At 66.1% G+C, this 26,132-nt stretch carries 16 protein-coding genes; 2 read left to right on the top strand and 14 right to left on the bottom strand.

All coding sequences use genetic code 11. The features are described from left to right. The first annotated feature begins 9 nt into the window (after window positions 1–9). Both pcaD and JOD78_RS14275 read left to right on the top strand, forming a co-directional pair. Window positions 10–795 (top strand): 3-oxoadipate enol-lactonase, encoded by a 786-nt coding sequence (pcaD, locus tag JOD78_RS14280; RefSeq protein WP_209568659.1) that lies wholly within the window; start codon window positions 10–12, stop codon window positions 793–795. 111 nt (window positions 796–906) lie between these two features. Continuing rightward, window positions 907–1,200, top strand: a complete 294-nt coding sequence (locus JOD78_RS14275) for a hypothetical protein (RefSeq protein ID WP_209568661.1) — start codon at window positions 907–909, stop codon at window positions 1,198–1,200. 59 nt (window positions 1,201–1,259) lie between these two features. Here the strand turns inward: JOD78_RS14275 and JOD78_RS14270 are convergent, their stop codons facing one another. From JOD78_RS14270 to JOD78_RS14205, 14 genes are all read right to left on the bottom strand, one after another. Beyond that, a complete protein-coding gene (locus JOD78_RS14270; RefSeq protein ID WP_209568663.1) occupies window positions 1,260–4,073 on the bottom strand; it encodes an ATP-binding protein in 2,814 nt (937 codons plus the stop codon). Next, complete coding sequence (locus JOD78_RS14265) at window positions 4,073–4,798, bottom strand: hypothetical protein (protein ID WP_134134653.1); 726 nt, start codon at window positions 4,796–4,798, stop codon at window positions 4,073–4,075. The genes JOD78_RS14270 and JOD78_RS14265 overlap by 1 nt, the downstream gene beginning before the upstream one ends. Further along, window positions 4,791–6,128 carry a hypothetical protein gene (locus JOD78_RS14260; protein ID WP_204725075.1) on the bottom strand — a complete coding sequence of 446 codons (1,338 nt, stop codon included), beginning with the start codon at window positions 6,126–6,128 and terminating at the stop codon, window positions 4,791–4,793. Before JOD78_RS14260 ends, JOD78_RS14265 begins: the two co-directional genes overlap by 8 nt. Before the next feature lie 200 nt (window positions 6,129–6,328). Then, window positions 6,329–7,492: a cell division protein FtsQ gene (locus tag JOD78_RS14255; RefSeq protein ID WP_245202142.1), complete on the bottom strand. Its 1,164-nt coding sequence runs from the start codon at window positions 7,490–7,492 to the stop codon at window positions 6,329–6,331. 7 nt (window positions 7,493–7,499) lie between these two features. Next, window positions 7,500–8,930, bottom strand: coding sequence for an MBOAT family O-acyltransferase (locus JOD78_RS14250; RefSeq protein ID WP_204725074.1), 1,431 nt, complete (start codon window positions 8,928–8,930; stop codon window positions 7,500–7,502). 45 nt (window positions 8,931–8,975) lie between these two features. Then, window positions 8,976–9,644: an alginate O-acetyltransferase AlgF gene (locus JOD78_RS14245; protein ID WP_204725073.1), complete on the bottom strand. Its 669-nt coding sequence runs from the start codon at window positions 9,642–9,644 to the stop codon at window positions 8,976–8,978. Then, window positions 9,641–10,312 carry an SGNH/GDSL hydrolase family protein gene (locus JOD78_RS14240; RefSeq protein ID WP_039788872.1) on the bottom strand — a complete coding sequence of 224 codons (672 nt, stop codon included), beginning with the start codon at window positions 10,310–10,312 and terminating at the stop codon, window positions 9,641–9,643. Before JOD78_RS14240 ends, JOD78_RS14245 begins: the two co-directional genes overlap by 4 nt. Before the next feature lie 33 nt (window positions 10,313–10,345). Then, window positions 10,346–14,383 (bottom strand): cellulose synthase subunit BcsC-related outer membrane protein, encoded by a 4,038-nt coding sequence (locus tag JOD78_RS14235; RefSeq protein ID WP_209568665.1) that lies wholly within the window; start codon window positions 14,381–14,383, stop codon window positions 10,346–10,348. Then, complete coding sequence (gene bcsZ / locus JOD78_RS14230) at window positions 14,359–15,576, bottom strand: cellulose synthase complex periplasmic endoglucanase BcsZ (protein ID WP_209568667.1); 1,218 nt, start codon at window positions 15,574–15,576, stop codon at window positions 14,359–14,361. Before bcsZ ends, JOD78_RS14235 begins: the two co-directional genes overlap by 25 nt. Next, complete coding sequence (gene bcsB, locus JOD78_RS14225) at window positions 15,569–17,845, bottom strand: cellulose biosynthesis cyclic di-GMP-binding regulatory protein BcsB (RefSeq protein ID WP_245202166.1); 2,277 nt, start codon at window positions 17,843–17,845, stop codon at window positions 15,569–15,571. The genes bcsZ and bcsB overlap by 8 nt, the downstream gene beginning before the upstream one ends. Window positions 17,846–17,874: 29 nt before the next feature. After that, on the bottom strand, window positions 17,875–20,223 hold the full coding sequence (gene bcsA / locus JOD78_RS14220) for a UDP-forming cellulose synthase catalytic subunit (protein ID WP_209568671.1): 2,349 nt from the start codon (window positions 20,221–20,223) through the stop codon (window positions 17,875–17,877). After that, window positions 20,220–21,518, bottom strand: a complete 1,299-nt coding sequence (gene bcsQ / locus JOD78_RS14215; protein ID WP_121037984.1) for a cellulose biosynthesis protein BcsQ — start codon at window positions 21,516–21,518, stop codon at window positions 20,220–20,222. The genes bcsA and bcsQ overlap by 4 nt, the downstream gene beginning before the upstream one ends. A gap of 577 nt (window positions 21,519–22,095) precedes the next feature. Further along, window positions 22,096–24,402, bottom strand: a complete 2,307-nt coding sequence (locus tag JOD78_RS14210; protein WP_209568673.1) for an ATP-dependent DNA helicase — start codon at window positions 24,400–24,402, stop codon at window positions 22,096–22,098. Continuing rightward, a complete protein-coding gene (locus JOD78_RS14205; RefSeq protein WP_209568675.1) occupies window positions 24,399–26,051 on the bottom strand; it encodes a VRR-NUC domain-containing protein in 1,653 nt (550 codons plus the stop codon). Before JOD78_RS14205 ends, JOD78_RS14210 begins: the two co-directional genes overlap by 4 nt. Window positions 26,052–26,132: the final 81 nt, after the last annotated feature.

Raw genomic sequence — 26,132 nt, 5'->3', positions numbered from 1 at the left:
GATTTACTCATGCCCTTTGCAACCCTGAACGGAATCAAACTGCATTACCAGCTCGACGGCGACGCGGCCCTGCCGGTGCTGGTGCTGTCCAATTCGCTGGGGACTTCGCTGGCGATGTGGGATCCGCAGATTCCCGAACTGAGCAAGCATTTCCGCGTGCTGCGTTATGACACGCGCGGCCACGGCCAGTCCGAGGTCACGCCCGGTCCTTACACGATTGCCCAACTCGGCAGCGACGTCATCGCCCTGCTCGACCAGCTCGACATCAAGCAAGCGCATTTCTGCGGTCTCTCCATGGGCGGCAGCACCTTCATGTGGCTGGCGGTGCATCATCCGGACCGCGTGGCCAAGCTCATCCTCTGCAATACCGGTGCCAAGATCGGCACGCCCGAGGCCTGGAACAGCCGCATCGAGACCGTGCAGCGCGATGGCCTGTCGGCCATTGCCACTGCGGTCGTTTCACGCTGGCTCACGCCCGAGTATGCCGAACAGCATCCGGAGCAAGTGCAGGCATTGACGGCCATGCTGCTGGCCACGCCGGCGGAGGGCTATGCAGGCGCTTGCGCAGCGGTGCGCGACAATGATCTGCGGGAAGCGATTGCGGGCATCCGCGCGCCCACGCTGGTGATTGCCGGCAGCGGCGACGTGCCGACGCCACCGGCCGATGCGCAGTTCATGCGTGCCACCATTCCGGGTGCGCTGTATGTGGAATTTGATGCGGCCCACATCTCCAACCAGCAACAGCCACGCGCCTTCACGCAGGCGGTGGTGCAGTTCCTGACCGAAGCGGCCTGAGGGCGGGAGCCCCGGCAAGGGGTGAACGGGGAGCGCTTGTGTGAGCTTTGCAGGAGGCCACTATAATGGCGGCCATGTGAATTTTTGTTAGTGTCTGATCAACGCACTCACATGGTCTCCTGTTACGAAATTACCGCCGAATCTTCCCCGTTCACCTTCCTGGTCTGGTGTGCGGCCAATGACGCACAATGGTTCGTCAGTGGCGTGGAAATCCGTCATAGCTCCATCGGCAAACTCTTCCCCAAACGTTCCCTGCCGGGCCGCTACTCTTCGCGGCCGCTGGCCCTGGCGCGCGGCATTCACTGGTGCGAATCGGTGGCCTATCAATTGCTGGAAGCCGACGTACCGGAGGTGCCGGAGGAATTCCTGCCACCGAAGGCGCGGATCATTCGCGAGATGCGCTGACAAGAAAGCCGGCATGACGCCGGCCTTCTTTCGTTTTCCCTGCCAGTGCCTGACCGCGTTCAGGCATCCAGCCGCAAGCGCCGCTGCAGTACGCCGATGGGCGGCGCCCAGCGTGCCTCGCGCGGTTTCTTCGAGGTGACCAGCGTAATGTCGGCCGGCTCGAAGACTTCGACGTTGTGCGTGATCGGCGTGGTCAGCACGTATTGCGCGCGGGTCGATTTCAGGAAGTTGCCGACCAGCTGGATGTTGCGCACGTCGAGGTGGGCAAAGGGTTCGTCGATGAAGACGAAACCGCCCGGCATGTCGTCATCCTTCAACAGCCCCACCAGCAGGATCAGCGACTTGATGACCTGCTGGCCACCGGACGCTTCGCCATCGTTCAGGCCGATCTCGCCCTTGCCGTCGAAGTTGAAGCTGACCTTCAGTTCAGCCTGGCGCAGGATGGTGTCGTCATTGTCCAGATGCGGCAGATCGGCGCTGACCACCACCCCGGCCAGGGCACCAAGGTCGACGATGTTCTTGCGATAGCGGCGTACCGTCGCGCGCAACACGTCGATGTAGCGTTCACGCGCATTGCCGACGGCTTCCTCGGCCTGGTGATTGCTGATCTTGCGCGAATCCAGTTCGTTGCGCTGGTTGCCGACCGTGCCCTGCATGATGAGGTGCTTGTCTTCGACCGTGCCATCCTTTTCCCAGTGGCCGGTTTCCAGTTCGTTTTCGACGGAGGCCATGCGCAGCTCGGCCTGCTTGGCGTTGCTGTATTTCTCGTAGAGCGCCTGCACCGTCGCAGTCGCAATCCAGTGCGCAGGGAAGCGGCCCTTCTGCGCGCGCGAGGCCAGCGCACGGGCGCGCTGCTCATCGTGACGCACGCGCCAGTCACGCTCCTGCCCCGCAAGATCGCCTTCGCTGTCGCGCAGGCGGCGCTGCAAGGCATCGAGCTTGCCATCGAGGATGGTGCGCTGTTCGATGGCGTCCGCGTACTGCACGTCAAACTGGCTCCAACGTTCACTCGCCGCCACACGCGCGGCCTTCAGTGCGGGCAACTGACGGCGCGCCTGTTCGAACTCTTCACTTCGCTTCGCCAGCGCCTCTGCTGCGAGGTGGCCCTCGGTGGCTTTCTTGGCGGCGTCGAGCTGGCGCTTGACTTCGCTTTGCTTCAGGACGATGTCGGTCAACTGTTCGTCCAGCGTGGCCAGGCGCTTCTGAATCGAGGCCTGGCGCGCGGCCATGGCGGCCGCACCGAACTGGTAATCGCCCGGATCGCGCCACACGCTGCGCCCGCCCCGGCCATCGCGCCAGTAGGCTTGCGGCGTGATCCATTCGCCACCACTGCTTGCGCCTTCGACCGTATCGGCCACGCGGCGGATCTGCGCCAGTTGGCGCAGCAGCCAGGACGGAGCTTTGGCCGAGAAGCGCAACACCGCCAGCAGGCTCTCTGCGGGCGGCTGCGAGGTCGCCATGGCAGCATCGGAAACCACGTAATGGCGATAACGCTCACGCTCGGCCAGCGCCATGGCGGCGGCTTCATCCTTGGGATCATCCAGCACCACCACCCAGCACGAGGCGCGCAAGACGCCTTCGGCGGCGGCACGCCACTGGTCGTCCGCAATCTCGATCACATCGGCCAGCAGGTGATGGGCGATGCCGGCCTGGCGCAAGGCCCGCGTGAATTGCTGGACGTCATTCGGGCGCGGGGCCTGGCGTTGTCCGGTCAGGCGGTCCAGCGCGCCGCTGGCGTCCTTGCGTTGCTGCTCCAGGTCACGCCAGCGATCGTGCAGCGTGCTCTTCTGCTGTTCCAGTTCTTCCACGCGGGCCAGCAATTGCGTGGCATCGCCTTCCACCGCGGACAGGGCCAGCAGTTCATCGGCCTGCTTGACCAGTTCTTCCACCGGCTTCTCGGCATCGCGCGCCTTTTGCTGGGCTTGCTGAGCTTCCGCCTTGTCGCGCTCTAGCGCGGACACCTTCTCGCGTGCCGCCTGTTGCTGCGTCAGCAGGGACGACAGCTGCAAGGTATCGCTGCTGCGCTGGCGGCGCAGGTGATTGTGATGCAGGCGCTGGCGATGCAGTTCGCGCAGGCGCGTGGCCGTGCCTTGCCGCTCTTCGTGCCAGCGCAAGACCGGAATGACTTCGGTGGCCAGCGTCTCGCGCTCGCGCAGCTTGCCCTGATAGGTGCGATACAGCGTGACGCGGCTGTCCAGCTGCGCCAGTTGCGCTTCGCTGTAGGCCAGTTCCTGTTCGGCCAGGGTCACCTCGGCGGCCAGGTCACGTTGATGGCGACGGGCTTCTTCGTAGCGGTCCAGCACTTCCTGGTCGCCGAACACTTCGAACACCAGGCGCAGCAATTCCTTGGGCGAGAATTCGCACAGGCGGTCGGTCTGGCCCTGCTCCAGCGCCAGCACGCGCGCAATCGCGCGCGACAGGCCGGCGCCTTCCAGGCGCTTGCGCCAGTGGTCCAGGCCCAGCCAATCCTTTTCGGGCAATTGCGCCAGGGTTTCGATGGCGACGTCGCCATCGCTCATGCAGTAGCGGCGCTGCCAGTCGCCGCCGTTGCGCTCGATGCGGCAGGCCAGCGTGACCTGATCGGCATAGAGCAGGTTGCGCGCGAACGGACGGGTGGAGGTCTGGCGGCCATGCGGGCGGTTGTCCACCGTGGCGCGCAGCCAGGTGGTGTCGGCGTTGGCGTGGCGGGCGTAGGTCTTGTAGCTGCGCCCGCCCGAGCAATCCAGGCCCAGCAGGGTACGCATGGCGTCCAGCAGCGTGGTCTTGCCGGACCCGTTGGGGCCGGCGATGGTGATGATGGAACCGTCCAGGGGCAGCGTCAGGCGCTGGCAATAATCCCACTGCAGCAGTTCCAGCGATTGCAGGTGGAACATCAGGCGTCTCCCTCTTCGGATGATTCATCGGCAGCAGCGTCGGCATCAGCCTGCGCCTCTGGCGCAGTGCCCGCTTCGTCGCGTGCCGTGGCGCGTGCCAGCACGTCGCCCAAGGCGCCATCGAGGATGCGCGGCGCCAGGGCATCGTAGTCCAGCAGCAGGTCCAGCAAGGGGCCTTCGGCGATGTCGACGCCCCGGCGCACGATGAAGCCGTGCGCTTCCAGGCGGCGCAGGTTGGTATCCATGCGCGTCTTCTTGCCGAGCTGGTTGCCGAAGTCGGCCAGCAGCGCCGTGTAGGACACCACCGGGCTGACCTCGGCGGCGGTCGGCATGGGCTTGTCGGTGTGGAACATCTCGTCCTGCTGCTGGGCATCGTCACCGGCGGCGCGCGCCGACTGGCGTTCGCGCTTGGGCAGCACGATCAGCGCCCACAGCACCACCAGCAGCGAGATGGCATCGCGCGGCAGGTCAAGGTTGTTGTTGGCATTCATGCCGGCCTCACCGAAAACGGCCGATTCGGCCGGGCGCACCAGCGCCACGCTGATGTGATCGGCGTGGATGTTGTCCACCAGACGCAGGCCAACCTGGGCCAGGCGGTCCTGCAGGGCTTGCCACAGGTCGGCATCAATCAGGGCGCGGCGCACGCGCGGGTGCTTGCGGGGCAGCCAGCGGCGCGCCAGCAGTTCGGCGGCCAACAGGCCGGCCTCGTCTAGGGTCTCACTCATTCGGTCTTTCCCGGGATGGATCTGGATGGACGGCCCCGGCGCTCATGGCGGCGACATCGGGGTCATCGACTTTGTCGACACGCGGCAGGAAGCCGGCTTGCCAAGGCAGGCGCGCCAGGTCGCCGGTCTGCCCTTGCAGGGTGCGCGCCTGGGCGTCCCCCAGCAGCGGCAGCAATTGCAGGCGATACGCGGCCTTGCCGAAGCTGCCGCCCAGTACCACCGAGGTCAGTGGCTGCGGTTGCAATTCGGTGGCGTCCTCGCCTTCCGGCAGGGCCCCCAGGCGTGTCAGTTGTTCAATCAGTTCGCCCAGCTCGACCGGCATGCGCAGCGCTTCGATCTTGCCTTCCACGGCCTGGGCCGGAGGCGGCAGGCCTTGCTGGCGCTGGGTATCGGGACGGTCGCGCTCGAATTCGCCTTCGGCCACATCCAGCAATTCGTGGCCGCTGACGAAGACCGGCTTCACACCGATGGACAGCGCCTCCCCCATCAGCGAAGACAAGTCAGCATGCGATTGCAGCCAGCGCCGCACGTCCGAGCTGGTCACGCCGGTGCTGCCGAGGGTGACGCGCTGGCGGTCGGCCTGCTGCAGGGCGCGGGTGAACTGGCTGGCCATGGTCAGCAGGCGCGCCTGGCCGTTGCCGAGCGCACGCGCTTCGCGTTCCAGGCGGGCGTCGGCATGTTCGCTGCGGATCAGGGCGGTCAGCGCTTCACCGGCGCGATTGACCAGCTTCAGGGCGCGTTCGAATCGCGGCTGGGCCTGGCGCAGCAAGGCTTCCGAACCGCTGGCAATGGCATCGGCGAACTGGTCGTGCAGGCGCGCCAATTGCGCATGCAGGTGGCGGATCTGGCTGGCATCGGACAGGCCCAGTGCCTGGGCCCCGGCCACTTGCGCCAGCAGCGCGGCCATTTCGTCATCCTCGCCGACGGCGCGCGTGAGCGGGGCCAGCAGGGCTTGCACCTGCTGGGCGATGGGCGAGAGCTGGTAATCCTGGCCGGTGGCGTCCCAGACCAGCAGGCCCAGATCGCGCAGGCGCTTCAGGGCGGCTTCCATGGCCTCGGGCTTCAGGGCGTAGAACAGCTGGCTCAGGTCCTCGCGCTGCAGGCGGCCCTGCGGCTGCGCCGCCAGTTCGAGAAACATCCAGATGCGCAGGCGCGCAGCAGCCTGGCCACCGGAGACCAGGCCGCGCAGCGCGTCCAGCACGTCCAGCCGCTGGCCCAGGCCCCAGGCCAGGGGCGCTTCGGCGGCTTGCGAAGGATCGCGGAAGTAGCTCTCGAAGGAGCCGGAGTCATGCTCGTCCGCAAGGGGAGCGGGGTCGAATTCTTCTGTCAATTTGTCGTGGAGGTTGACCAGGCAGTGCCTGGATCCTGCCCGGTCGGTGGGCGGACCGGCAAGTTTAGCAGGCCCGGGGACCTGCCTCCAGCAAAGCGGACGGCGGCACACATGAAAATGCGCCGGAAAGGAAATGATTTATTGCATTAATGCAACGTTAATGCCCATTGAGACAGCATTAACGCCAGCTTAATGATCGATCAGCGGGCCAGTGAGATCGCTTCGTAGGGCGTCTGCAGGTCGCGCTCGGGGATTTCCCAGACCACCAGCTTGGGCGGCGTCTGGGTGAAGGCGGGATTGGCGAAGTAATCGCGGGCGCTGCCGGAGAACTTGCCGCCATCCTTGGCGAAGCTGCCGATCTTCGCGCCCAGCGCCATCTGCAGGAAGCCGACGAAGTTGGAATTGCGCGAGAACGAAGTACCGATCAGGGCCACGTTGGGCAACTGGCTGTCGCCCAGCAGATCGTCGAGATCATCGCCGCCCTTGGCGGTGGCGCCCTGCCCTGTGGCGGCCGCTTCGGTGAAGACGGTGGCGGCCACGCTTTCCGGCGTGGGTTGCCAGCGCAGCGGCAGCCAGTCCAGTCCGGCCAGGTGCACCAGGTCGCCGGGACGCTGCGCCAGCTTGCCCGGCTGGACGGTATAGGCCTGCTGCGGCGTGGCCTGCACGCCAGCGGCCGTGATGCGCGCCGCGATGGCCTGCGCGGCGGCGTTCGCGCCGGTCTCGTTCCAGTGGGTATCGGTGTGCAGGTAGGCCGAAGCACCGAGCGGTGCCAGCGTTGGGGCGAGGTCGATGGCGGCCACGCCATCCTGGTTCAGTTCGCTCACCCATTGCGCGGCGCGCGCATTCAATTCGGCCGGACGCGTGAGGCCGCACAAGGCGCTGGCGGCGATGCGGCTCTTGTCCGGCACCACCGCCACCAGCAGGCCGATGCCACGTTGGGCCAGCGCCTGCCGGATGGCCAGCACTGCGGCGCGCTTGGTCTGCGCGTTGGCTTGTGCGTGGCGATTGACCTGCAATTCTTCGGCCAGGAACAGCCAGCCGGGGCAGCCGGTGCGCACGCGCGGGCCGGTATCGCCCAGCAGCAGCCAGCTGCCGGCGCGCTCCAGTTTGGCGGCCTGGTCCGGCAGCCAAGCGTTGGAAAGCTGCTTGGCCAGTTGATGCGTCAGCTCGCCATGCAAGGCGTCGTCGCGCGTCCAGCTGGCGGGTAGCCAGTCGATCTTGCCGGCGTACACCAGCCAGCCGCAGGAGATCAATCCTGCACACAGCACGGCGGCCAGCGCGGCACCGGCCCAACGGCTGGCCCGGCGCGCCATGGCGCTGGGCTCAGGAGGCGTATGTGCAGCATGAACGGGGGGCGTGCTCATCGTCGGCTCAGAACTGGAAGTAAAGGAAAGGCACGGTTTCGCGGCTGGCGATCAGTGCAAAGGAGAGCAGGAAGGCGGCGATCGGCCACGCCCGCACGAACCAGAGATAGTGTGCGCGTTCGCCCCAGCGCGCCTCCAGTGCCGCCTGCCACAGCGGGGCGACGATCCAGAACAAACCCAGCAGCACGGCCAGCGCCTGCACCGGCCGCAGCATCACGGCCAGCGCATCGCTCAGGCCGGTGCCATGCAAGCCGAACTGGCCCGCATACATCGTGGCAGCGGTGGCGAAATCAGGCGCGCGGAACAAGGTCCAGGCCAGGCACACGAACAGCAGCGTCAAGCCATGGGCCAGCCACGAAGGAATGGAAGGCAACGAAGAGCGCGACCACGCGCGGTCGATGCACAGCGCCACGCCATGCGCCGAGCCCCACAGCAAATAATTCCAGCTGTCGCCGCCATGCCAGAGACCGGCGATGGCCATGGTCAGGAACAGGTTGCGATAAGTCTTCCAGACGCCGTGGCGATTGCCGCCCAGGCCGATGTAGAGATAATCGCGCAGCCAGCTGGAGAGCGAGATGTGCCAGCGCCGCCAGAAATCCTGGATGCTGCCGGCCAGATAGGGATGATTGAAGTTCTCCGGGAAGTGGAAGCCCAGCATCAAACCGAGGCCGATGGCCATGGCGCTGTAGCCGGAGAAATCGAAGAACAGTTGCATCGAATACGCCAGGCATCCGATCCAGGCATCGACCAGGGTCGGATGCTCCAGGTGGAAGGCCGCATCCACCAGGGGCGACAGCGTATCGGCCACCAGCACCTTCATGGCCATGCCGACCATGAAGCGGCGCGCACCCAGCGAGAAATTTTCCCGATTGAACCAGCGCTCGCGCAACTCGCGCTGTACCCAGTCGTAACGGATGATGGGGCCGGCAATCGAGTGGCCGAACATGGAGATGTAGGTGGCGTAATTGATGAAGCTGCGCTCCACCGCCACCGTGCGCCGGTGCACATCCACCAGATAGGAAATCGCCTGCAGCACGATGAAGGACAGGCCCGCCGGCAGCGCCACCTTCTGCCACACCAGCGGCATGGCGCCGTAGTGCTGCATCAGATCGCTCACGGTGGCAGCGACGATGTTGGCGTACTTGTACCAGACCAGTACCGCCGTATTGAAGACCACCAGCGCGATCAGCAGCACGGGACGGCGCAGACTGCCCTGCCCTTCTTCACGCGCACGGGCGCGATCCACCAGCAGGCCGCCAACCCAGGCCACGATGGTCAGCACCACGTGCAGGGACAGGAACAGCGGACTGAGCCAGCCATAGAACAGCCAGCTGCCCGCCAGCAGCACGCCATTGCGTGCGCGCTGCGGCACCAGGGCATAGACCAGCAGGAACAGCGGCAGGAACAGCGTCAGGAATTCAAGCGAGGCAAAGACCATGGCGTGGTGCAGTCGGCGTCAGTCAGCGTAAGTCAGCGTCAAGAATCAGTTGGCCAGCTTGTCAGTCGCGGCCAGCAGGCGCGGACCGCTGGCCGAGGGCAGCAGCAGGACGCTGTAGCGCTCGCCTGCCTTCAACTCACCCAGGTCCAGCACCGGGCCGGTATTGGCCCCGCCGCAGACCAGCTGCACCGACAGCTTGACCGGATTGATGGAACGGCGCTGCAGGCTGCCTTGCGCCACGCCCTTGAACAGGTCGGCAGTGCGGCCGGCCGGACGCAGGGCTGCAGCGGCACAGGAAGCATCGAGATTGAAGAAGGCCAGCGAGGCCTTCAGGCCATTGAAGTCATCCGGATTGTCCTGCACGGTGACCTGGCGGATGCCCTTGGGATCAGGCAGCACCACCACCGTGGCGAACTCGCCCGGCTTGGCCTGCACGCCCAGCTCCAGGCTCTTGCCCGCCACCGTCAGCGTGCCCTTGATGGTGGACTTGGCCTGCACCGGGAAGAAGGACGAGACCGGCTTGGCCGCGTCCAGTTTCAGCGGCGGCTGGCCCTTCTGGGCCACCACTTGCAGCGCGTCCGGCGTGGCGTTGATGAAACGGATGAAGGCGGCATCCTCGGCCGGGCCGGTCGGATACAGCGGAATGTCAGCGGCCATCACCCCCGCACAGCCCAGCAGGGCCGCGCTCGCGGTCAGTGCGCGCAGCACGCTCATTTCTTGGCTCCCTTGGCGCTCACGGCAGCGGCCGGCAGCTTGCCCAGCGCATCGCCGATGGCCGAACCCCAGGACTTGTAGCCGGCCACTGTGAAGTGCTGGCCATCGGTGGTGATCCATTGGCCCGGCTTGGACATGGCCAGCGAATCAATGTAGGTGCAAGGTGCCACGTTGGCAGCCAGGAACTGCGACATCAGCTGGGTGCGCGCATCGTTCTTCTGATACATGCCGCCAGCCTTGCCCCAGGCCGGTCCGACCCAGGCGCACTTGGTGCCGGTGGCGGCAATCGCCTTGGTCAGGCTGGTCACGCTTTGCCAGGCCCAGGCCTTGGGGAAGGCCGGCTTGTCGTAGGAGGCCATGGTGTCGCCGATGACCAGCACCACCAGGTCCGGCTTGTCCTTGGCGATCAGTTCGGCGATGGGCGTGGTGCTGGCATCGCGGCCCTTGATCTGGATCTTGCCGTTGTCGATCTGCTCGGCACCGCAGTCGACCTTCTTGGTGGTCAGCCAGTCGCCGGCACTGGCACCGCAGGCGCCGATGGAGTGGACCTTGGCGCCCATCTGGACCAGCTTGGCATTGAGGGGTTCGGTGAGGTGGTCGGCCAGGCTCATATGGCTTTCGCCCAGGACCAGGATACTCAGACCAGCGAGAATGGATGCAGCTGCCATGGCAATCTCTCTATCAAAAAATGTTCAGTCAAATCAGTTGGAGTACGGCGAACGATACGGGCTGACCGGCAAGGTCAGGAAACTGCCCTGCATGTCCTCCAGGGTATAGCGCAGGTACATGGCGACATTGAGTTCGCGGAAGTCGCTCGAATTGTTCAGGCGCAGCGTACCGCCCACAAACAGACGCGGCGCAAAGCGGTATTCGCCGCTGCCTTCCAGGCTGTAGCCGATGCCGGTCTTGGTCTGCTGCCCGTAGGTCTTGCCGCTGGCCGCTTGCAGGGCGGCATCCGTGGGGAAGTAATCCGCGCCGTCCTGGCGGAAGTACTGCACACCGGCCGAGCCCTTGAGCTGGAAGCTGAAACGGTCGCTGCGCTTGGCCCAGGTCACCGGCACGCCCAGTCCCAGATAGGCCTGCGGGCTGAAGTAACCGCCGTGGCCATAGGTATAGAAGTTCTGGTTGTTGGCGTAGCTGATGAGGGTGGCGGAGACACCGGCCGTCATCTTCTCGTCGTTGCCGTTGGCCAGGTACTGGTAGGCACCGCCGCCCAGTTCCACACGCGTGTTGGATTCGACGTTGCGGCCCATCAGGCTGTGCAGGGCACCGTAGGCGTAGACGCCGGTCTGGGCATCATCCGAACTCATCTCGGCACGGCCGCCGTTGGCGGTCACGCCGCCCCAGGAACGGCCGACGCGCGGGTCGGTGCTGCCGGCAAACGAGGTGATGCTGTCGTTGACGGCACGGCGCGACACCGTCACGCCAAAGCGGTTGGTGCTGCTGCCGCCGAGCGGCTGCTCCACGCTCACGCCACCGACCACGTTGGGATACTTGAAACCGCTGGGCGTCGTGCCGATGTCGGCCTTGATGCCGTCGTCAGGACGCTCGTAGGCTACCGCCACGCCCACGCCGCTGGCGCTCTGCTTGCCCACGCCGGTGGCACTGGAACCGCCACCGCCGAAGCGGCTGGCGGCCTCGTCGGTCATGGTGCCGCCATCCAGCGAGACCGGCGTGATACGCACGGCCACGCGGTCATTGCCGACCGGCATGTTCACTTCCAGCGGGGCTTCGATATCGTTGATGCGGCTCAGGCCCGATTCGCTGGCATTGCCGCGCACCACTACGCCTTGCGTGACGTAGGGGCTGCGCGCCTGCAGGATGTCGTTGAGGGCGCGCTGCGCCGGCGTGAGGTTGTCCGCCGGCAGGCCTTGCTGGCCCTGCAGCGCCAGCAAGGCGCGCTGGGCGGCGGTGGCCGCACCCGGCAAAGCGGTGGCAGGTGCCGCACCTTGCTGCGCATAAGCGCCCGCCCTGCCCGGCTGGGTGGTCTGGACCATCTGCGCCGGAGCCGGCGATGCATTGCTGAACACCGGACCGAGCGCCGGGCCATAGGCCACCGCAGGCGCGGCCTGCGACGCCGCCACACGCGCGTTGGCCGGGGTCGGCAAGACGTCGGCCGCCGCCGGTGCGGAAGCCGTCATCATCGCCGGACGCAGCATGGTCTCGGCAGGCGGCGGGATGGCAGCCACATTCTCGTTGCCCGGCAGGCGACGCTGGGTGCGGAAGGGGTTGATGGCCGGATCGAAACCATTGCCCTGGGCCATCAGGCTGCGCTGGCGCGCCGAGTTTTCAATGGCCACCGCCTTGCGCAACAGTGCCGTGGCTTCGCCGGTCTTGCCCAGCGCACGATAGATGCGTGCGGCTTCGGTCAGGGTGGTGGGATCGCTGCTTTCCAGTTTGTTGAACTGATCCAGCAGGCGCAGGGCATAGGCATTGTCGTGCGCCTGCATGGCGGTATCGGCCGCGCCCAGCAACACCGTGACGTCGCGCGGATTGCGTTCGGCCAGTGGTTTGTAGAGCGCCAGTGCGCGGGCATTGTCGCCGGCCGCATTGAACATGCGGGCCAGTGCCGAGAGCGCACCGATATCGGTGGGCCGCTGTGACAGCGCGGGGGCCAGCGTGTCGTAGGCCGCCGCCAGGTCGCCACCTTCGCGCAGGCGTTCGGCCTGGCGCACGCGGTAGAGGAAACGCACATCGTCGTATTGCTTGCGCGTGGCCACGTCCATGTTCTGGTTCTGCAAGGCCGTGAGTACGCTGTAGACCTGCGCATCCTCACCGGCCCTGAGCAGCACCGACGCGTATTGCAGGCGCGTAGCGACGCTCGGCGTGGCCGGCGGCGCAATCAGCGGCTGCATCAGCGCCAGCGCACGCGGGGTATCGCCCGCATCGACATAGGCCGAGGCCAGCGTGCCGGTGCGCTCGGCATTGCCGGCCGCTTCGGGCTGCACGCGATCCAGCAGCGCCAGGGCTTCCTGGCGCTGGCCGGTCTTGACCAGCTCGCTCGCATGGCCGACCTGGATGGTCAGCGTGACCTGGCGATACAGATCGGTCATCGGTGCGGTACGACGGGCCTCGGGGATGCGGCGCAGGGTATCGAGCGCATCCTGCCGCTGCTCCATCTCGGCCGACAGCAAGGCGCTGGCGTAGAGCGCGTCGACGTTGTCGCGATGCTCGCGGGTGAAGTCATCGATGGTCACGCGCGCCTGGCGCGACTGGCCGGCCTTGATGTAGAGGCGGGCCAGGTCGAAGGTGGTCCAGACGTTGTCGGGATCGTTGCGCACCGCTTCGCGCCGGGCGTCCAGTGCGGCATTGAGATCGCCACGCTGTTCGGCCAGGTTGGCTTGCTGGGCCGCACGCAGGGCGCGCAGGCGGCCCTGGTCGCCGAACTCGGCCTGTTGTTGCGGGGTGAGCTTGTCGAGCAGGCGCAGCGCTTCATCGGCTTGCCCGGTCTGCGAGAGCACATTCACCAGACCGCGAATCGCTCCGGCCTGTGCCGGCTGCACCGCCAGTACCTGGCGATAGTGCGCCGTGGCGGCCTCGAACTGGCCGGCCGTGGCTTCGATATCGGCGATGGCGACCAGGCCATCGGTGTTCTTCGGATCCAGGCGCAGCGCCTGGGTCAGCGCATCCTGCGCCTGGCGGGTCTGGCCGCGCGCCTGCAGTTCGCGGCCGCGCTGGATCAGCAGCCAGTAGCGCACGCTGTCGAGCGCCTTCTTCCAGCCGCTGCCACCCTTCGCTACGGCGCGCGCCAGCAGCGGTTCGGCATCGGCCAGACGGTTCTGCTGCTGGCGCACCACACCCAGGCCACCGAGTGCATCGGTTTCATCGGGATGGCTGGAGAGGCGTTCCTGGAAAGCCTTTTCGGCTTCCTGCAGATCGCCCTTCTCCAAGGCCTGCAGGCCGCGCGAGAGCACCGTCGGGGTCTGCGTGCCGGCGACCTGCGAGCGGCCCTTGGCCAGCAGGTCGCGGATGTCCTTGTCGTCCGGATGGACCTTGAGGAATTCTTCAAACAGCGGGGCCTGCGCCGGACTCGGCGGGCCCAGCCAGGTCAGCGCCAGCCGCCAGCTTTCATCGGCGTCGCCGCCGATGTCGGTCTGCTTGCTCAGGCGCGAGAGCACACGGATGCCTTCCACCCGGCTGTCTTCATGGCGCGCCAGCTGCTTGCCATAGAACAGCGCCAGGATGCTGTCCTCGGGAGTTTCGCGCAGCAGGCGCTCCATGCCCTTGCGCGCTTCCGGCCAGCTGGCATCGTTGAAGGCCAGATTGTTGTAGTACTCGCGGCCGACCGTGCCCGAGGGCGTCAGGCCATTGAACATCTTGCGGAAGGTGTCGGTGGCGCGGTCACGCTCGCCGGCATCCACCAGGCGGCGGGCTTCGGCCAGCAGGGCCTGGTTTTCAGGGCGGGCCAGGGCGATGTCCTGCATCAGCTGGGCGGCTTGCCAGGGTTGCGGCGAGAGCGCCTGCAGCCGTTCCAGATACGCATTGGCCTGCTGCGGCCGGTTCTGCTTCACGCCGATCAGGCCCATGCCGTACAGCGCGTTGACCTGCGATTTGTCCAGCTGCAGCACCTTCTGCCAGACCTCGGCGGCGCGCTGGTTGTTGTTGCGCGCCTGCCAGTACTGGCCCTGCTCCACCAGCTGGGCCTGCAGGTCCGTCGGCGCAGCCAGGGCCGGGGCCAGGGGTGCGCCCAGGAGCGCGGCCAGCACTCCGATGGCTAGCGTGGTACGGCGCGTGCGCATGACTTCTCCCAAGACAAATTGAGCGTTCCGTCGTCGCGGAACTGATATCGCTGCTCGGCCCATCCGAGGCCGAACAGGCCGAGCATGACGTTGTAATACAGAATTTCCGGTTGCGCACTGGGCTGGGCCAGTCCGCTTTCCAGCTGTTGTGCGGCGCGCGCCTGCCATTGCGCGGCCAGGGTGTTTTCACCCTTGGCCTGCAGATACGGCACCAACGCCGCGCCAAACCCGAACGGTCCCTGCCCTTCGATGGCACCACTGGTCACGGCCACCTTCTCCGGCGCGATGCCGGTGGCGACGATGCGCTGGCGCATGCCATCCAGGGCGGCCAGCAGCGGTGCGGCCCCGGGGTCACGCGGCGAGGTCATGCCGGCCCACAGGTAGACGCGGATGGCGTCATAGCTGCCCAGTTCGCCCTTGGCCGGATCAACCATGAACTGGCCGGCCTGCGCCGCCGTCATCTTGTAGCCGACCCAATCCGCCACGAAACCCTTGGGGCTGGTGGCCTGGATCATGCGCACGGTGTTGGTGGCGATCTGCTGCCAGGGGCCCTTGGGGCGCTCCTTGTACAGACGGCGCAGCAGCGGCAGCGGCAGGTAGCTCGGATTGAGCGTCCAGGCCTGGCTGCCCTGGCTGAAGCCCTGCGGTCCCGGCAAGACCATCTTGCCCAGGCCCGGCAGGTCCACCACGAGGCGCGCTTCGATGGCGTCGAGCAGGCGCACTGCATCGCTGCGATAGGTCGGGCGCTGCCACAGGCGCGCCGCTTCCAGCAGCGCGTAGGCAATCCACAGGTCGGCATCCGATGCGGAATTGGCGTCCTGCAATTGCCACTTGCCATCGGCACCCTGCCCCCACAGCCAGCCCGGCAGGCGGTTGGCGGCATCGGGCGCCATCATGTTGTCGCGGGTCCAGCTCCAGATCTGGTCAAAGCGTTGCGGATCATTGGCGATCAGCGACAGCAGCAGGTTGTAGGACTGACCTTCGGACGTGGTGTGATTGGGCAGCAGGCTGGAGTGCAGAACCCGGCCATCGGGTTGCACGTGACTGCCAGCCCAGGATTGCCAGGCCGGCCAGTCAACCGCCGCGCAGGCGGCCGGCGCGGCGCTGGCAGCCGCACCGGTACCACTGAGCGCGAGTGCGGCCGCCACCTTCAACAGGCTGCGTCGCAGAGGCTGGAACGGCAGGTCAGGCATTGAGACGCTTTCTCGCCTTGGCGCGCAGGGTCAGGTAAGCCAGGCCGCCGAGCATCAGGATGCCTCCGGCAATCAGCACGAACATGGCCAGCACGTGGCGCGACAGCCACCAGCGCAGCATGCGCAGCGGCGACATGCTGCCGACGAAATAATTTTCTTCGGCCAGCAGCGGATCGATGGTGGTGCCGCGCACTGCCACCAGGCTGCCCTGGATGGTTTCGGCTTCCGGGTCCTTGCTGGCCATGGCATCGAGGATCTGCTGCAGGCCGGAGGCATCGCCACCGGCCAGCACCACCACGCTGCGGCCACTGTCGAGGGGCGACTCGAAACCGGTCAGGTAAGAGGTCGGCTCGCCCCCCGAGAAGGCCAGTGCCAGCCGCGCACGGCGCTTGGCCTGGTCCTCGTCATCGATCTGCAGCCAGCTGCGCACGCGCAGGGCCAGATCGGCCACCTGGAAGCGCTGCTTGTCTCCGGTCACCACCGCCGGCAGGCGATCGGCCCATTGCTTGAGCAGCGGCTGATTCTGTCCCGAGGCCAGCACCAGCAGGTCGCGCGAGGCCACCTTGTCGACCTGCGCAGCCTGGGTCACGGCCACGCCGGTCGCCGGATAGCCGGTGGCGCTGCCGAAGCGGCCCAGCAGCGTCAGGTAGGCCGAGAGATCATCGGACGTGGCATTGTCGGGCAATACCACCGCCGACTCCGAGAGATCGGCCATGCGCGTGAAGGGGAAACCGGCATCCTTGAACACGCCCAGATTGGGCATGGCCATGAAGTGATCGTAGCCGCGCAGGTCGATGGTGGATTCGGGATCGATGCTGCCGCGCACGTTGTCGATGATGACGTCCTGGCATTCGCCCTGCTTGACGAAATCGTACATGTAGCGCAGCTGCAGACGCGATTGCGGACCGGCCAGGTTCAGCGGCAGGCGCACGTTCATCTCGCGGGTCAGCGCGTCATCCTTGATGGCGGCCAGCAGGCTCTTGTCCAGCTGGTCGTGCGGTAGCAGGACGTCGGCCTTGATCAGGCCATCATTCAGGCTGACCATGAAGGACGAATTGGACGACTTGGGCTGCGGCGTATAGCGATACACCAGTTTCAGTTTCGCGCCGTCCTGTCGCCAGCTGGAGAGCGCGGGCGGGAAGTTGAGCGGAATGGTGATCTCGCCCGGGTTGTAGCCGGAGACATTGAGGCGCTTGGGATCGATCAGCTCGGAGAGTTTCACCGGACGATCGGTAGGCAGCCAGTTGGGCGCGTCATACGGCTGGCGCGGAGTCAGCGGCTGCAGCTTGTCGACCACCACCGAACTGCCCGCCAGGCCCTTGCCGCCCAGCGTCAGGGCAGCGGCGGCCTGCTTGAGTTCAGCGATGTTGCGGCCGGAGACGATCAGCAATTTGCCATTGGCATCATTCGGATTGGCCTGCACGGTCAGGGTCGGCCCCTTGGGCGCGGCCACGGCCACACCGGCCACGGTGGTGGCGGCCTCGCCGGCCACCATCAGCACGGCATTGCCGCGCTGGGGCAAGGTGTTGATCTGTACCGGGAAGCGCGCACCGCGATAGGCGGCCAGCGCGCCGAACCAGGACGACAGCGACCCTGCCGCTTCCAGCGTGCCGTTGTCGGGCGTGCCGGCAAAGATGAAGGGCAGGTTCAGCATGCGGATGTCGCGCCGGTCGAAGAAGGGCACGGGCATCAGCGCCAGGTCATCCTTCTGCGGCAGCGCCGTGGTCTGCAGGTCCAGCGTGGAGCCGTTGGCCACGCGCGTCCACAGGCTGGAATGCAAGGGATCCTCGCAACCCATCGTGTAGTGGCCGATGAACTGCAGGCTCAGGCGGTTGAATTCGGTAATCAGCTTGGCCGGGATGTCGACCTTGGCGGTCTGCATGCTGCCGGAGTTTTCCTTGGGCAGCGGGATGCTGCCGGCCACGACGTCGTTGACCATCACGTTGATCTGCGACAGGTCCGGCAGCAGCGCGGGCGAATACGTGTAATACAGGGTCACGTGCGCACCGGTGGCCACCAGCGAGACCGGCACGTCGAAGTTGAGACTGTCGGTGGCATCCACGCCATGCAGGTTCATCGAACCGTTGCGGCCCAGCTGCTTGAAGGTGAACACGTAAGGATCGCCGGCCATCGGGATCGGTGCCGGCAGACCGGGCGTGGCCGTGGCTGCCGGAGTCGCGGGGGTGGCCGCCAGTACCGGCAGCGGCAGGCTGCCTGCCGTCATCACGGCCGCCAGCATCAGGCACAGGGAGCGCTGGCGCAAGGGCATCCGTTGCGCTTGAGACTGCTTCGTTTTCATTATTGTTTTTCCAGAGTGTTATCGGTAACGGGCACAGTGGCTGCCGCCACTGCCGAGGGGGCTGCAGCGGGTGCCGGCGCGCGGCGTTGCGCACGCCGGCTGCGCATCAGGATCAGGGTCGCCTTGAACAATTGCCGTACGCCATTCATGCCGATGCCGGCGACTTCACGCAAGGCTTTGAGCGGTGTATCGGGACGGCTCTTGCCCCAGTTGTTGTCCCAGATGTCGGCGCGCGAGAAGGTCAGGCGCACCAGTTCGCTTTGCTGGCGCAGCGACAGTTCGTGGAACTGCGCACCGACCATGTCGTTGCGGCTGAACACCACCATTGCCGGGAACACCTTCTCCTGCGCATTGCGCATCATCGAGACTTCGATGCGTGCATTGCGTGCGATGCTGACGCCGGCAGGCAGGCGCAGGCCAATGCCCTTCTGCGAGAAGTCCAGGGTCTTGCCGTCGATGATGCTGCCGTCGTCGAGCTTGATGCGTACCGGCAGTTCGGCGGTCACGCGCGGCTCGCTGCGCACCTGGCGGGTTTCGGAAGCGACCGCCATGGCGGCGCTGCTGATGATGACGTTGTAGAGCGTCCAGGCCATGTTGATGAGGATGGTGGTGACCGCATTCGGATCACCATGGATCAGTTGCCAGATGCCGAAGCCCAGTCCGGCCACGTTCAGCCCCAGCAGCACCATGTAGGGCCGCGCCAGCTTCCAGTCGAAGTGGTCATCGGTGATGATGCCGCCCTTGTCGGTGACGTTGAAGCCGCCCAGCTTGGGGTTCACCAGCGCCAGCAGCACCGGCCCCAGGATGTACCAGGCCAGCACGGTCTCGTAGACCTCGTTCCAGAAAGAATGGCGGAAGCGTCCCTGGATGCGCGAGTTGGTCAGGCTGGCGTGCAGCACGTGGGGCAGCACGTAGGCCGTGATCATCAGCGCCGAGGCCTGGAAGATGTGGGCGCCGAAGAACAGGTACGTCAATGGCGCAGTCAGGAAGATCAGGCGCGGCAGGCCATAGAAGAAGTGCAGCATGGCGTTGAGGTAGCACAGTCGCTGGCCCAGACGCAGCCCCCTGCCCTTGAGCGGATTGTCGACGCGGAAGATTTGCGCCATGCCGCGCGCCCAGCGCACGCGCTGGCGGATGTGGCGCGCCAGGTTCTCGGTGGCCAGGCCGGCGGCCTGGGGGATGGCGAGATAGGCGGTGTTGTAGCCGGCACGGTTCATCTTCAGCGCGGTGTGCGCATCTTCGGTCAGGGTCTCGGTGGCGATGCCGCCGATTTCCATCAACGCGGTACGGCGCATGACGGCGCAGGAGCCGCAGAAGAAGGCGGCATTCCACAGGTCATTGCCATCCTGCACCAGGCCATAGAACAGCTCGCCCTCGTTGGGTACCGAGCGGAAGGTATTGAGGTTCTTCTCGAAGGGATCGGGCGAGAAGAAGAAGTGCGGGGTCTGCAGCATGGCCAGCTTGGGGTCCTTGTAGAACCAGCCCATGCAGATCTGCAGGAAGGAACGGGTCGGCACGTGGTCGGCATCGAAGATGGCCACGAATTCGCCGTCGGTGACCTTGAGCGCCTCGTTGAGGTTGCCGGCCTTGGCGTGCTTGTTGTCGGAGCGCACCAGGTAGTTCACGCCGATGTTGTCGCAGAACTCGCGGAATTCTTCGCGGCGGCCATCATCGAGCACGTGCACGCGCAGCTTGTCCTGCGGCCAGTCGATGGCCTGCGCGGCGAAGATGGTGAGCGAGACGATGTCCAGCGATTCGTTGTACGAGGGAATGAAGACATCCACCGTCGGCCACTCCGCCGGCGGCATGGTCAGCATCTGCGGCTTGCGGCGCAGCGGCCAGGCGGTCTGCAGGTAGCCCAGCGTCAGCACCAGCAGCGAATACAGTTCGGCCGCCAGCAGTCCGTAGCCGAAGCAGATGTCCAGCCAGCTTTCAAAGGCCAGCGTGGAACTGATGCGCCAGTACATGTAGCGCATCGACACCGTCAGCGAGAGCGTGATCAGCACCAGAACCGGGAACCGTCCCGACTGCTTGCGCAGCACCAGCGCGGCGACGAAGCAGCCGATGGCGAAGACGCACTGGGCGGCGAAGTCCAGCGGCACCGAAATGATCAGCAACGCCAGCATCGTGGCAAACAGCAGCACGGCCCATTGCACCAGACGGCGTGGCCCGCGCGGCAAGCCTTCGAGGCGCGCGCCGACGGTCTGCATCCATTGCTGCAGGCGGTTGGCCGATGGCCGTGCCGAGGGCTCCTGTCCTGGCGGATGCGGTGACAGCGTGGCGGCGGCAGGCAGGTCGGACGGGGCTGGCGACTGCGATGGCGAGGGAGCCTGGGATCCGGTCGTCATGCGCGTGCACCCGTAGCGACGGCTTTGGCGACAGCGGCGCGCAGCACCTCGCTCACGCCCTGCAACTGCTCATAGGCCGGCGAGTGGCCGTCCTTGACCAGCGGATTGAAGCCATAGGCCAGGCCTTCGCTGATGGCGTGATCGAGCGCGATCACCCCAGCCAGGCGCGGACCCATCCAGCGCTTGAGCACTTCCAGCATGTCCTGGCTGAAACTGCGGCTGGCATCGTATTTGTTGACCACATAGCGGCAGTTGTTGCGGCCATGCAGGACCTGGCGCATATGTTCCAGCGCCAGGAAAGAACCGGCGTCGGGCGTCACCACCGCCAGCACCTGGTCGGCGGCCCGCAGGGCCTGGTCGAGATAGGCGGTCTGTCCGGCCGGCAGGTCCAGCAGCACCACGTCGCCCGCCTGCAGCTGCAGGGCGTGCAACTGGCGCAGCAGCCATTGGCCATCCTCGGCCATCTGCTGGGCCAGCGCAGCTTCGCCAGCGCCGGCCACCAGGGTGTGGCTGACCACCTGCGTGCCGGCCATGCCGGCGGCCAGGCCACTGCGCCAATCTGCGGCAGCGGCCGCTGCAGCAACGGCGTCGGCACTCACGCCCAGGTGGTATTGCAAGGCATTCTGCGGATCCAGGTCGATGGCGATCACGCGGCCATGGCGCGCCAGGCTGCAGGCAAGGGCCGAGCACAGGGTGGTCTTTCCGACCCCGCCCTTGGGCGAGACTACGGCAATCACTTGTGCGGGCGTCGTGGGGGGCAGGGCCACGCCGGACTGGCCGGCGTCGTCATTGTTGGCGCGCTGCAGGGCTTCGCGCTGGCGCGCGGCCTCGCCCAGCATCGAACGCAACAGGGTGGGTACGCCAGGGCCATGGGGCGCCGACGGGCTGATCTGGCTGACCGGCGCCGGGTTCGGGGAGGTAACAGGCGCCTGCACGGACAGGGACGGTGCAAGTCTGGCGACAGGAGCGACAGGAGCGACGGGGACGGCGGCAGGCGCAGCAACGACAGGCGCTTCAACGACCGGCTCGCTGACCGGCTCGGTCAGCGGCTCGATCACAGGCTCAATGCGCTGGGAGGAGGAAAGCGAAGGCGGGTCCAGCAGCGGCACCACCGCGCTGGCCGCCACGACCGGTGCCGGTTCGGCCTTCACGTCCGCCGCGGCCGGCTGCGCAACCACCAGCGGCGCCTTGGGCTTGCGGACCGGCTCCTTGTAGTTGATGGCGGCCTCGATTTCGAGATACCCATCCACCGTCGCCCCGAACTTGCTCAGCAAGTTGGAGATATCGTTTCCCATGCTTGACTCCCTGCCCTGTCCTGACGGCGGCGGCTTTTGACCGGGCGCGCAAGACCTGCCTGCAACCTTGTTAAAAAGCGGTAAGTGTTCCCATATGCTGCCATCCCCCAGCTATATTTATTCATCCGCTCTGACGGCGGGACTTTTCCCCTCTGGATGCGGAGTCATGCTCCGCGCGGACCAGGCGCAGGAATGTTGTTTTTTCGACCACATTCCACGTTGTCATTAAAACAAACAAATCCTGATACCGCAACCTTCTTCGTTGTCAAAAATGTAAAAAGCCGACAAGACACAACACTCATTTCTTGCCAGGAACATATGAAGAAAGAGGCAGAATCTTACATGTGAGACGAACGCTTTGTCGCTCAATAGCGACAATTTGTTCCTCCTTCGACGCGGAATTGACACAGTTCCCGAAAGATCCCGCAAGGACAGTCGCGTGCCACGGCTGGCGCGGCTTTTCGACTCTCATCCTGCGGGAGATCGGGCAACCCGGACCCGGCATGTCCACTTACCCGCCTATGCTAGGGGTTCGTAAAAAGATGTCACTCGGGAAAAACCTGAGAAGCCACGGCGCTCACGCTGGCAGCGCGCGGGAATCGGCGATCTGCCACCAGGCCGGCAGCAGTGCCTGCACCTCGGGCCGGCCGAAGCGCTGGTCGATCAGCCAGACCGTGCCCTGGTCAGTTTCGGTGCGGATGACGCGGCCGGCCGCCTGCACCACTTTCTGCATGCCGGGATAGAGGTAGGTGTAGTCGTAACCGCAGCCGAACAGTTGCTCCATGCGTTCACGCAACTGCTCGTTGACCGGGTTGAATTGCGGCAACCCCAGCGTGGCGACGAAAGCGCCGATGAGTCGATCGCCGGGCAGATCCACGCCTTCCCCGAAGGAGCCGCCCAATACGGCAAAGCCGATGCCCTGCCCGGCGCTTTCGAAACGTGCGAGGAAGGCATCGCGGTCGGTCTCGGACATGCGGCGCGACTGCTGCCAGGTGGCGATATGCGGATGCGCCCGTGCGAAGGCATCGCGCGCCTGCTGCAGGTAGTCGAAGCTGGAGAAGAACGCCAGGTAGTTGCCCGGCCGCTCTTCATACTGGCGCGACATGAGTTCGCAGATTGGTGCGATGGAGGCTGCGCGGCGCTGCCAGGTGGTGGAGATCTGATGCGCCACCTTCACCTGCAACTGGCTGGCCTGGAAGGGAGACTCGACATCGATCCAGGCGGTATTGGCCGGCATGCCCAGCAGATCGGCAAAATAATTCCACGGGGCCAGCGTGGCCGAGAACAGCGTGGTCGCATGCGCAAAGGCAAAGCGCGGCCCCAGGAAAGGCGCAGGCACCACGTTGCGGATGCACAGCACGGTATTGCGTTCATCTTCCCGGGTGAGATCAAACAGCGAGTGCGGGCCGAAGGATTCGGCCAGCCGCACGAAGGCCATGGCATCGAAGTAGAAATCGCGCAGCGGCGGATCCAGCGGCACCGCCACCTGCGCCAGGAAATCGCTGATGGCGCCCACGCTGCTGCTGAGTGCCTCGACGAACTTGGCCGGCGGCGCTTCCAGCACCTGATAGGGCAAGTCGGCTTTCTTGCCGGCGGCGGTCCAGGCGCGGCCCAGCCGTTCCAGCGGCTTGGCCACGGCCGGCGGGGCCACGGCGCGCGCGGCCCGCAGCGCTGCCCGGCTCAGTTGCGCGCTGTACATGCTACGCGCCCGCGAGACCAGGTTGTGGGCCTCGTCGGCCAGCACGCTCACGCGCCAGTCATGCGCCTGCGCCATGCCGTAGAGCATGGCACCGCCATCGAACCAGTAGTTGTAATCGCCGACGATGACATCGCTCCAGCGCGTCATCTCGCTGCCCAGGTAGTAGGGACAGACCTGATGCTGCAGGGCCACGCTGCGCAGATGTTCGCGATCCAGCAGCGGCTGCGAGAGGCAGGCCGCGCGGGCGGCAGGCAGGCGGTCGTAGAAGCCCTGCGCCAGCGGACAGGAATCGCCCCGGCACAGCCGGTCCGGATATTCGCAGGCCTTGTCGCGTGCGCACAGTTCCAGCACGCGGAGCGGCAGTTCGCCGTGATCCTTCAAGGTGGCGGCGGCATCCAGCGCCAGTTGCCGGCCGGGGGTCTTGGCCGCGAGGAAGAGGATCTTGTCCAGCCGCTGCGCCGGGGCGGCCTTGAGGGCCGGGAACAAGGTGCCCAGCGTCTTGCCGATGCCGGTCGGTGCCTGCGCCAGCAGGCTGCGCCGGCCCGTCTGCGCGCGAAATACCGCCTCCGCCAGTTGCCGCTGACCGGGACGGAAATCGCCGTGCGGAAAGCGCAGCGCCTGCAAGGCCGTATCACGCGCCGCGCGGTGCGCCAGCTCCTGTTCGGCCCAGCGCATGAAGCGCTCGCATTGTGCAGCAAAGAGCGTAGCCAGTTCCTCGCGGCTGCGGGTTTCTTCCAGTACCGTTTCCTGCTGGCTGCCGATGTCGAAATACACCAGCGCCAAATGGATGCGCGCCAGCCCTTCCCGCTCGCACATCAGGTGGCCATAGACCCGCAGTTGCGCCCAGTGCAGGTGGCGATGATTGTCGGGCAGGCTGGAGAGCTGGCCGCGATAAGTCTTCACTTCTTCCAGCAGCTGGCGCGCGGGGTCATAGCCATCGGCGCGTCCGCGCACATGCAGCGCGCCATGATCGGCCGAGAGCGTCACTTCGCTCAGGTAGCCTTCCCCGCGCCGCTGCGCCACGATGGCGTGACCGGCGATGCCTTCCTGGGCGGTGGGTGTGGGCGTGAAGCGCAGATCGAGATCGCCCTGCTTGGCGGTGAATTCGCACAGTGCACGAACCGAGACGGTGTAGCGCGGTGCGGACTGCTCTTGCGCAGCGCCGGCCGAGAGCGCCTCGTTCATGCTGCCGCCTGTTCCCATTGCAGGTAGCACACCGCCACCGGCATGGCGTGTTGCGCACAGTAGTCCAGCCAGCGGCGCTGGTTGTCCTGCAGGCGGTCGCCCGGGCCTTTGACTTCGACCATGCGATAGCGCCCTTGCTGCGGCCAGAACTGGATCAGGTCGGGGAAGCCGTTGCGGTTCTCTCGAATGTCGTCAAGGATGCGCAGGCACCACAGCTTCAGATGTGCAGCGGGGATACAGTCCAGCGCCATCACCAGCAGCTCGCGCGTGACCCAGCCCCAGGCCACGAAGGGCGTTTGCAGGCCGTGCTTGGCCTCATGGATGGCAAGGAGATGCGCACGGTAGCTGCCGTCATCGAAGCGGCGCAAGCAGCGCGCCAGCACATCGCGCCGACGCGCCGCGAAATCGGCGCTCAAGAGATCGGCCGGCTCGCGCTGGAAGGGATGGAAGAAGGCGCCGGGAATGGGCGCGAACAGCGCTTCCCAGCACAGCAAGCCGAACAGGGCATTGGCCAGCGCGTTTTCGACATAGAACACCGGCGCATCAGCCCGCTGCAAATGCAACTGCACCGCCCGCTCGACGCGGCCGCCCTCGGCCGGCAACACGAGCTCGATCTGATCGACCACGGCGGGGCGCGGCCGCAGCGCCGGCGGCAAACCCAGCTGGCGCGCCAGGCGCGGCGCGATGCGCAGCAGTTGCTGGCGTTCCGCCTCGCTCTCGGGCGATTGCCGGGCGATCGTCAGCAGGGCCTGCGCGGGACCGAAGCGGCCCAGTTTTTCCAGCACGCGGATGGCGCGTGCCCGTGCGCCGGGATAACGGCAGGCGGCGTAGATCTGCTGCGCCTGTAGCCAGTCGCCGGCCTTCTCGCAATGCTGGCCGAGCTGGAACAGCAGGCGTTCACGGCGGCTCTCCAGCCAGGGATTGTCGAAGCGCTCCGCGGGTAGCGCGTCGAGCACCGCAGCGACCTCGTCACCGGCCTCGAAGCGTTGCTTGCAGGCCTGCAGTTGCAGGTAAAGATCAATGTCGGTGCGGCTGCGAAAACCGCGCGCCTCGGCAGAAAGGGCGATCTGTTCATAGCGCAGCGTACCCAGATCGGCCAGCACGAATTCGCTCCAGTCCTGGCGCAGGTTGCCGAAGAACATCAAACGCAAACGTTCACACAGGCCGCCAACCCGCATGCGCAGGACCGCTTCCCCGCCCTGCCCCGGCGCTATCCATTGCGACAGGCAGCGCGGCGCGGCATGAAGGGGATCGCTTTCCAGTGCCGCCAGCAAGCTGTCCTTGCGCGCCGTCCTGAGTCCACCGCGCACGCCGAACCAGCGCAGCAGCTCCGGCTTGGTCGCCAGCGCGAAGACCTGGGCCAGCGACAGCGGCGCATCCTGCTCCACCCATTCGGGCGGCAGATCGCGGGACGCCTGCAGCGGGCAGCCGATCTCCGGATAAGCCAGACGGCTGGCGCGGAAGTGCTCGCCCTTGCGCATCATCATGCGCACGAACAGCGCCCGCGCAGCCAGCGGCAAGGCCGGGAAACGCAGCAGGAAATCGCGCTCCTCGTCCTGCAGCAGGTCGGCATAGCGCTGCCCCAGCCAATCCAGCGCCTGCTGGAAATTGCTCAGGTAGTAGAAACGGTGATCGGGGATGGCGGGCATTGCGGCGAAAAGCAGGCAGGAAAGGAACTGTATGGATGCACAGTATATCGCGTAGATGCCAATAACTACACTTTGGAGACG

Origin of the sequence: Herbaspirillum sp. 1130 (assembly GCF_017833835.1) — a bacterium.
In the GTDB taxonomy this organism is placed as follows: Bacteria; Pseudomonadota; Gammaproteobacteria; order Burkholderiales; family Burkholderiaceae_D; genus Herbaspirillum; species Herbaspirillum huttiense.
The sequence above is the reverse complement of the archived record's forward strand: the minus strand, read 5'-3'. Positions and strand labels throughout refer to the sequence as shown.

Excerpts from the sequence above, each read along its gene's own strand:
- pcaD (WP_209568659.1), top strand. The coding sequence starts at position 10 with ATGCCCTTTGCAACCCTGAACGGAATCAAACTGCATTACCAGCTCGAC.
- JOD78_RS14275 (WP_209568661.1), top strand. The coding sequence starts at position 907 with ATGGTCTCCTGTTACGAAATTACCGCCGAATCTTCCCCGTTCACCTTC.
- JOD78_RS14270 (WP_209568663.1), bottom strand. The coding sequence starts at position 4,073 with ATGTTCCACCTGCAATCGCTGGAACTGCTGCAGTGGGATTATTGCCAG.
- JOD78_RS14265 (WP_134134653.1), bottom strand. The coding sequence starts at position 4,798 with ATGAGTGAGACCCTAGACGAGGCCGGCCTGTTGGCCGCCGAACTGCTG.
- JOD78_RS14255 (WP_245202142.1), bottom strand. The coding sequence starts at position 7,492 with ATGAGCACGCCCCCCGTTCATGCTGCACATACGCCTCCTGAGCCCAGC.
- JOD78_RS14250 (WP_204725074.1), bottom strand. The coding sequence starts at position 8,930 with ATGGTCTTTGCCTCGCTTGAATTCCTGACGCTGTTCCTGCCGCTGTTC.
- JOD78_RS14245 (WP_204725073.1), bottom strand. The coding sequence starts at position 9,644 with ATGAGCGTGCTGCGCGCACTGACCGCGAGCGCGGCCCTGCTGGGCTGT.
- JOD78_RS14240 (WP_039788872.1), bottom strand. The coding sequence starts at position 10,312 with ATGGCAGCTGCATCCATTCTCGCTGGTCTGAGTATCCTGGTCCTGGGC.
- JOD78_RS14235 (WP_209568665.1), bottom strand. The coding sequence starts at position 14,383 with ATGCGCACGCGCCGTACCACGCTAGCCATCGGAGTGCTGGCCGCGCTC.
- bcsZ (WP_209568667.1), bottom strand. The coding sequence starts at position 15,576 with ATGCCTGACCTGCCGTTCCAGCCTCTGCGACGCAGCCTGTTGAAGGTG.
- bcsB (WP_245202166.1), bottom strand. The coding sequence starts at position 17,845 with ATGCCCTTGCGCCAGCGCTCCCTGTGCCTGATGCTGGCGGCCGTGATG.
- bcsA (WP_209568671.1), bottom strand. The coding sequence starts at position 20,223 with ATGACGACCGGATCCCAGGCTCCCTCGCCATCGCAGTCGCCAGCCCCG.
- bcsQ (WP_121037984.1), bottom strand. The coding sequence starts at position 21,518 with ATGGGAAACGATATCTCCAACTTGCTGAGCAAGTTCGGGGCGACGGTG.
- JOD78_RS14210 (WP_209568673.1), bottom strand. The coding sequence starts at position 24,402 with ATGAACGAGGCGCTCTCGGCCGGCGCTGCGCAAGAGCAGTCCGCACCG.
- JOD78_RS14205 (WP_209568675.1), bottom strand. The coding sequence starts at position 26,051 with ATGCCCGCCATCCCCGATCACCGTTTCTACTACCTGAGCAATTTCCAG.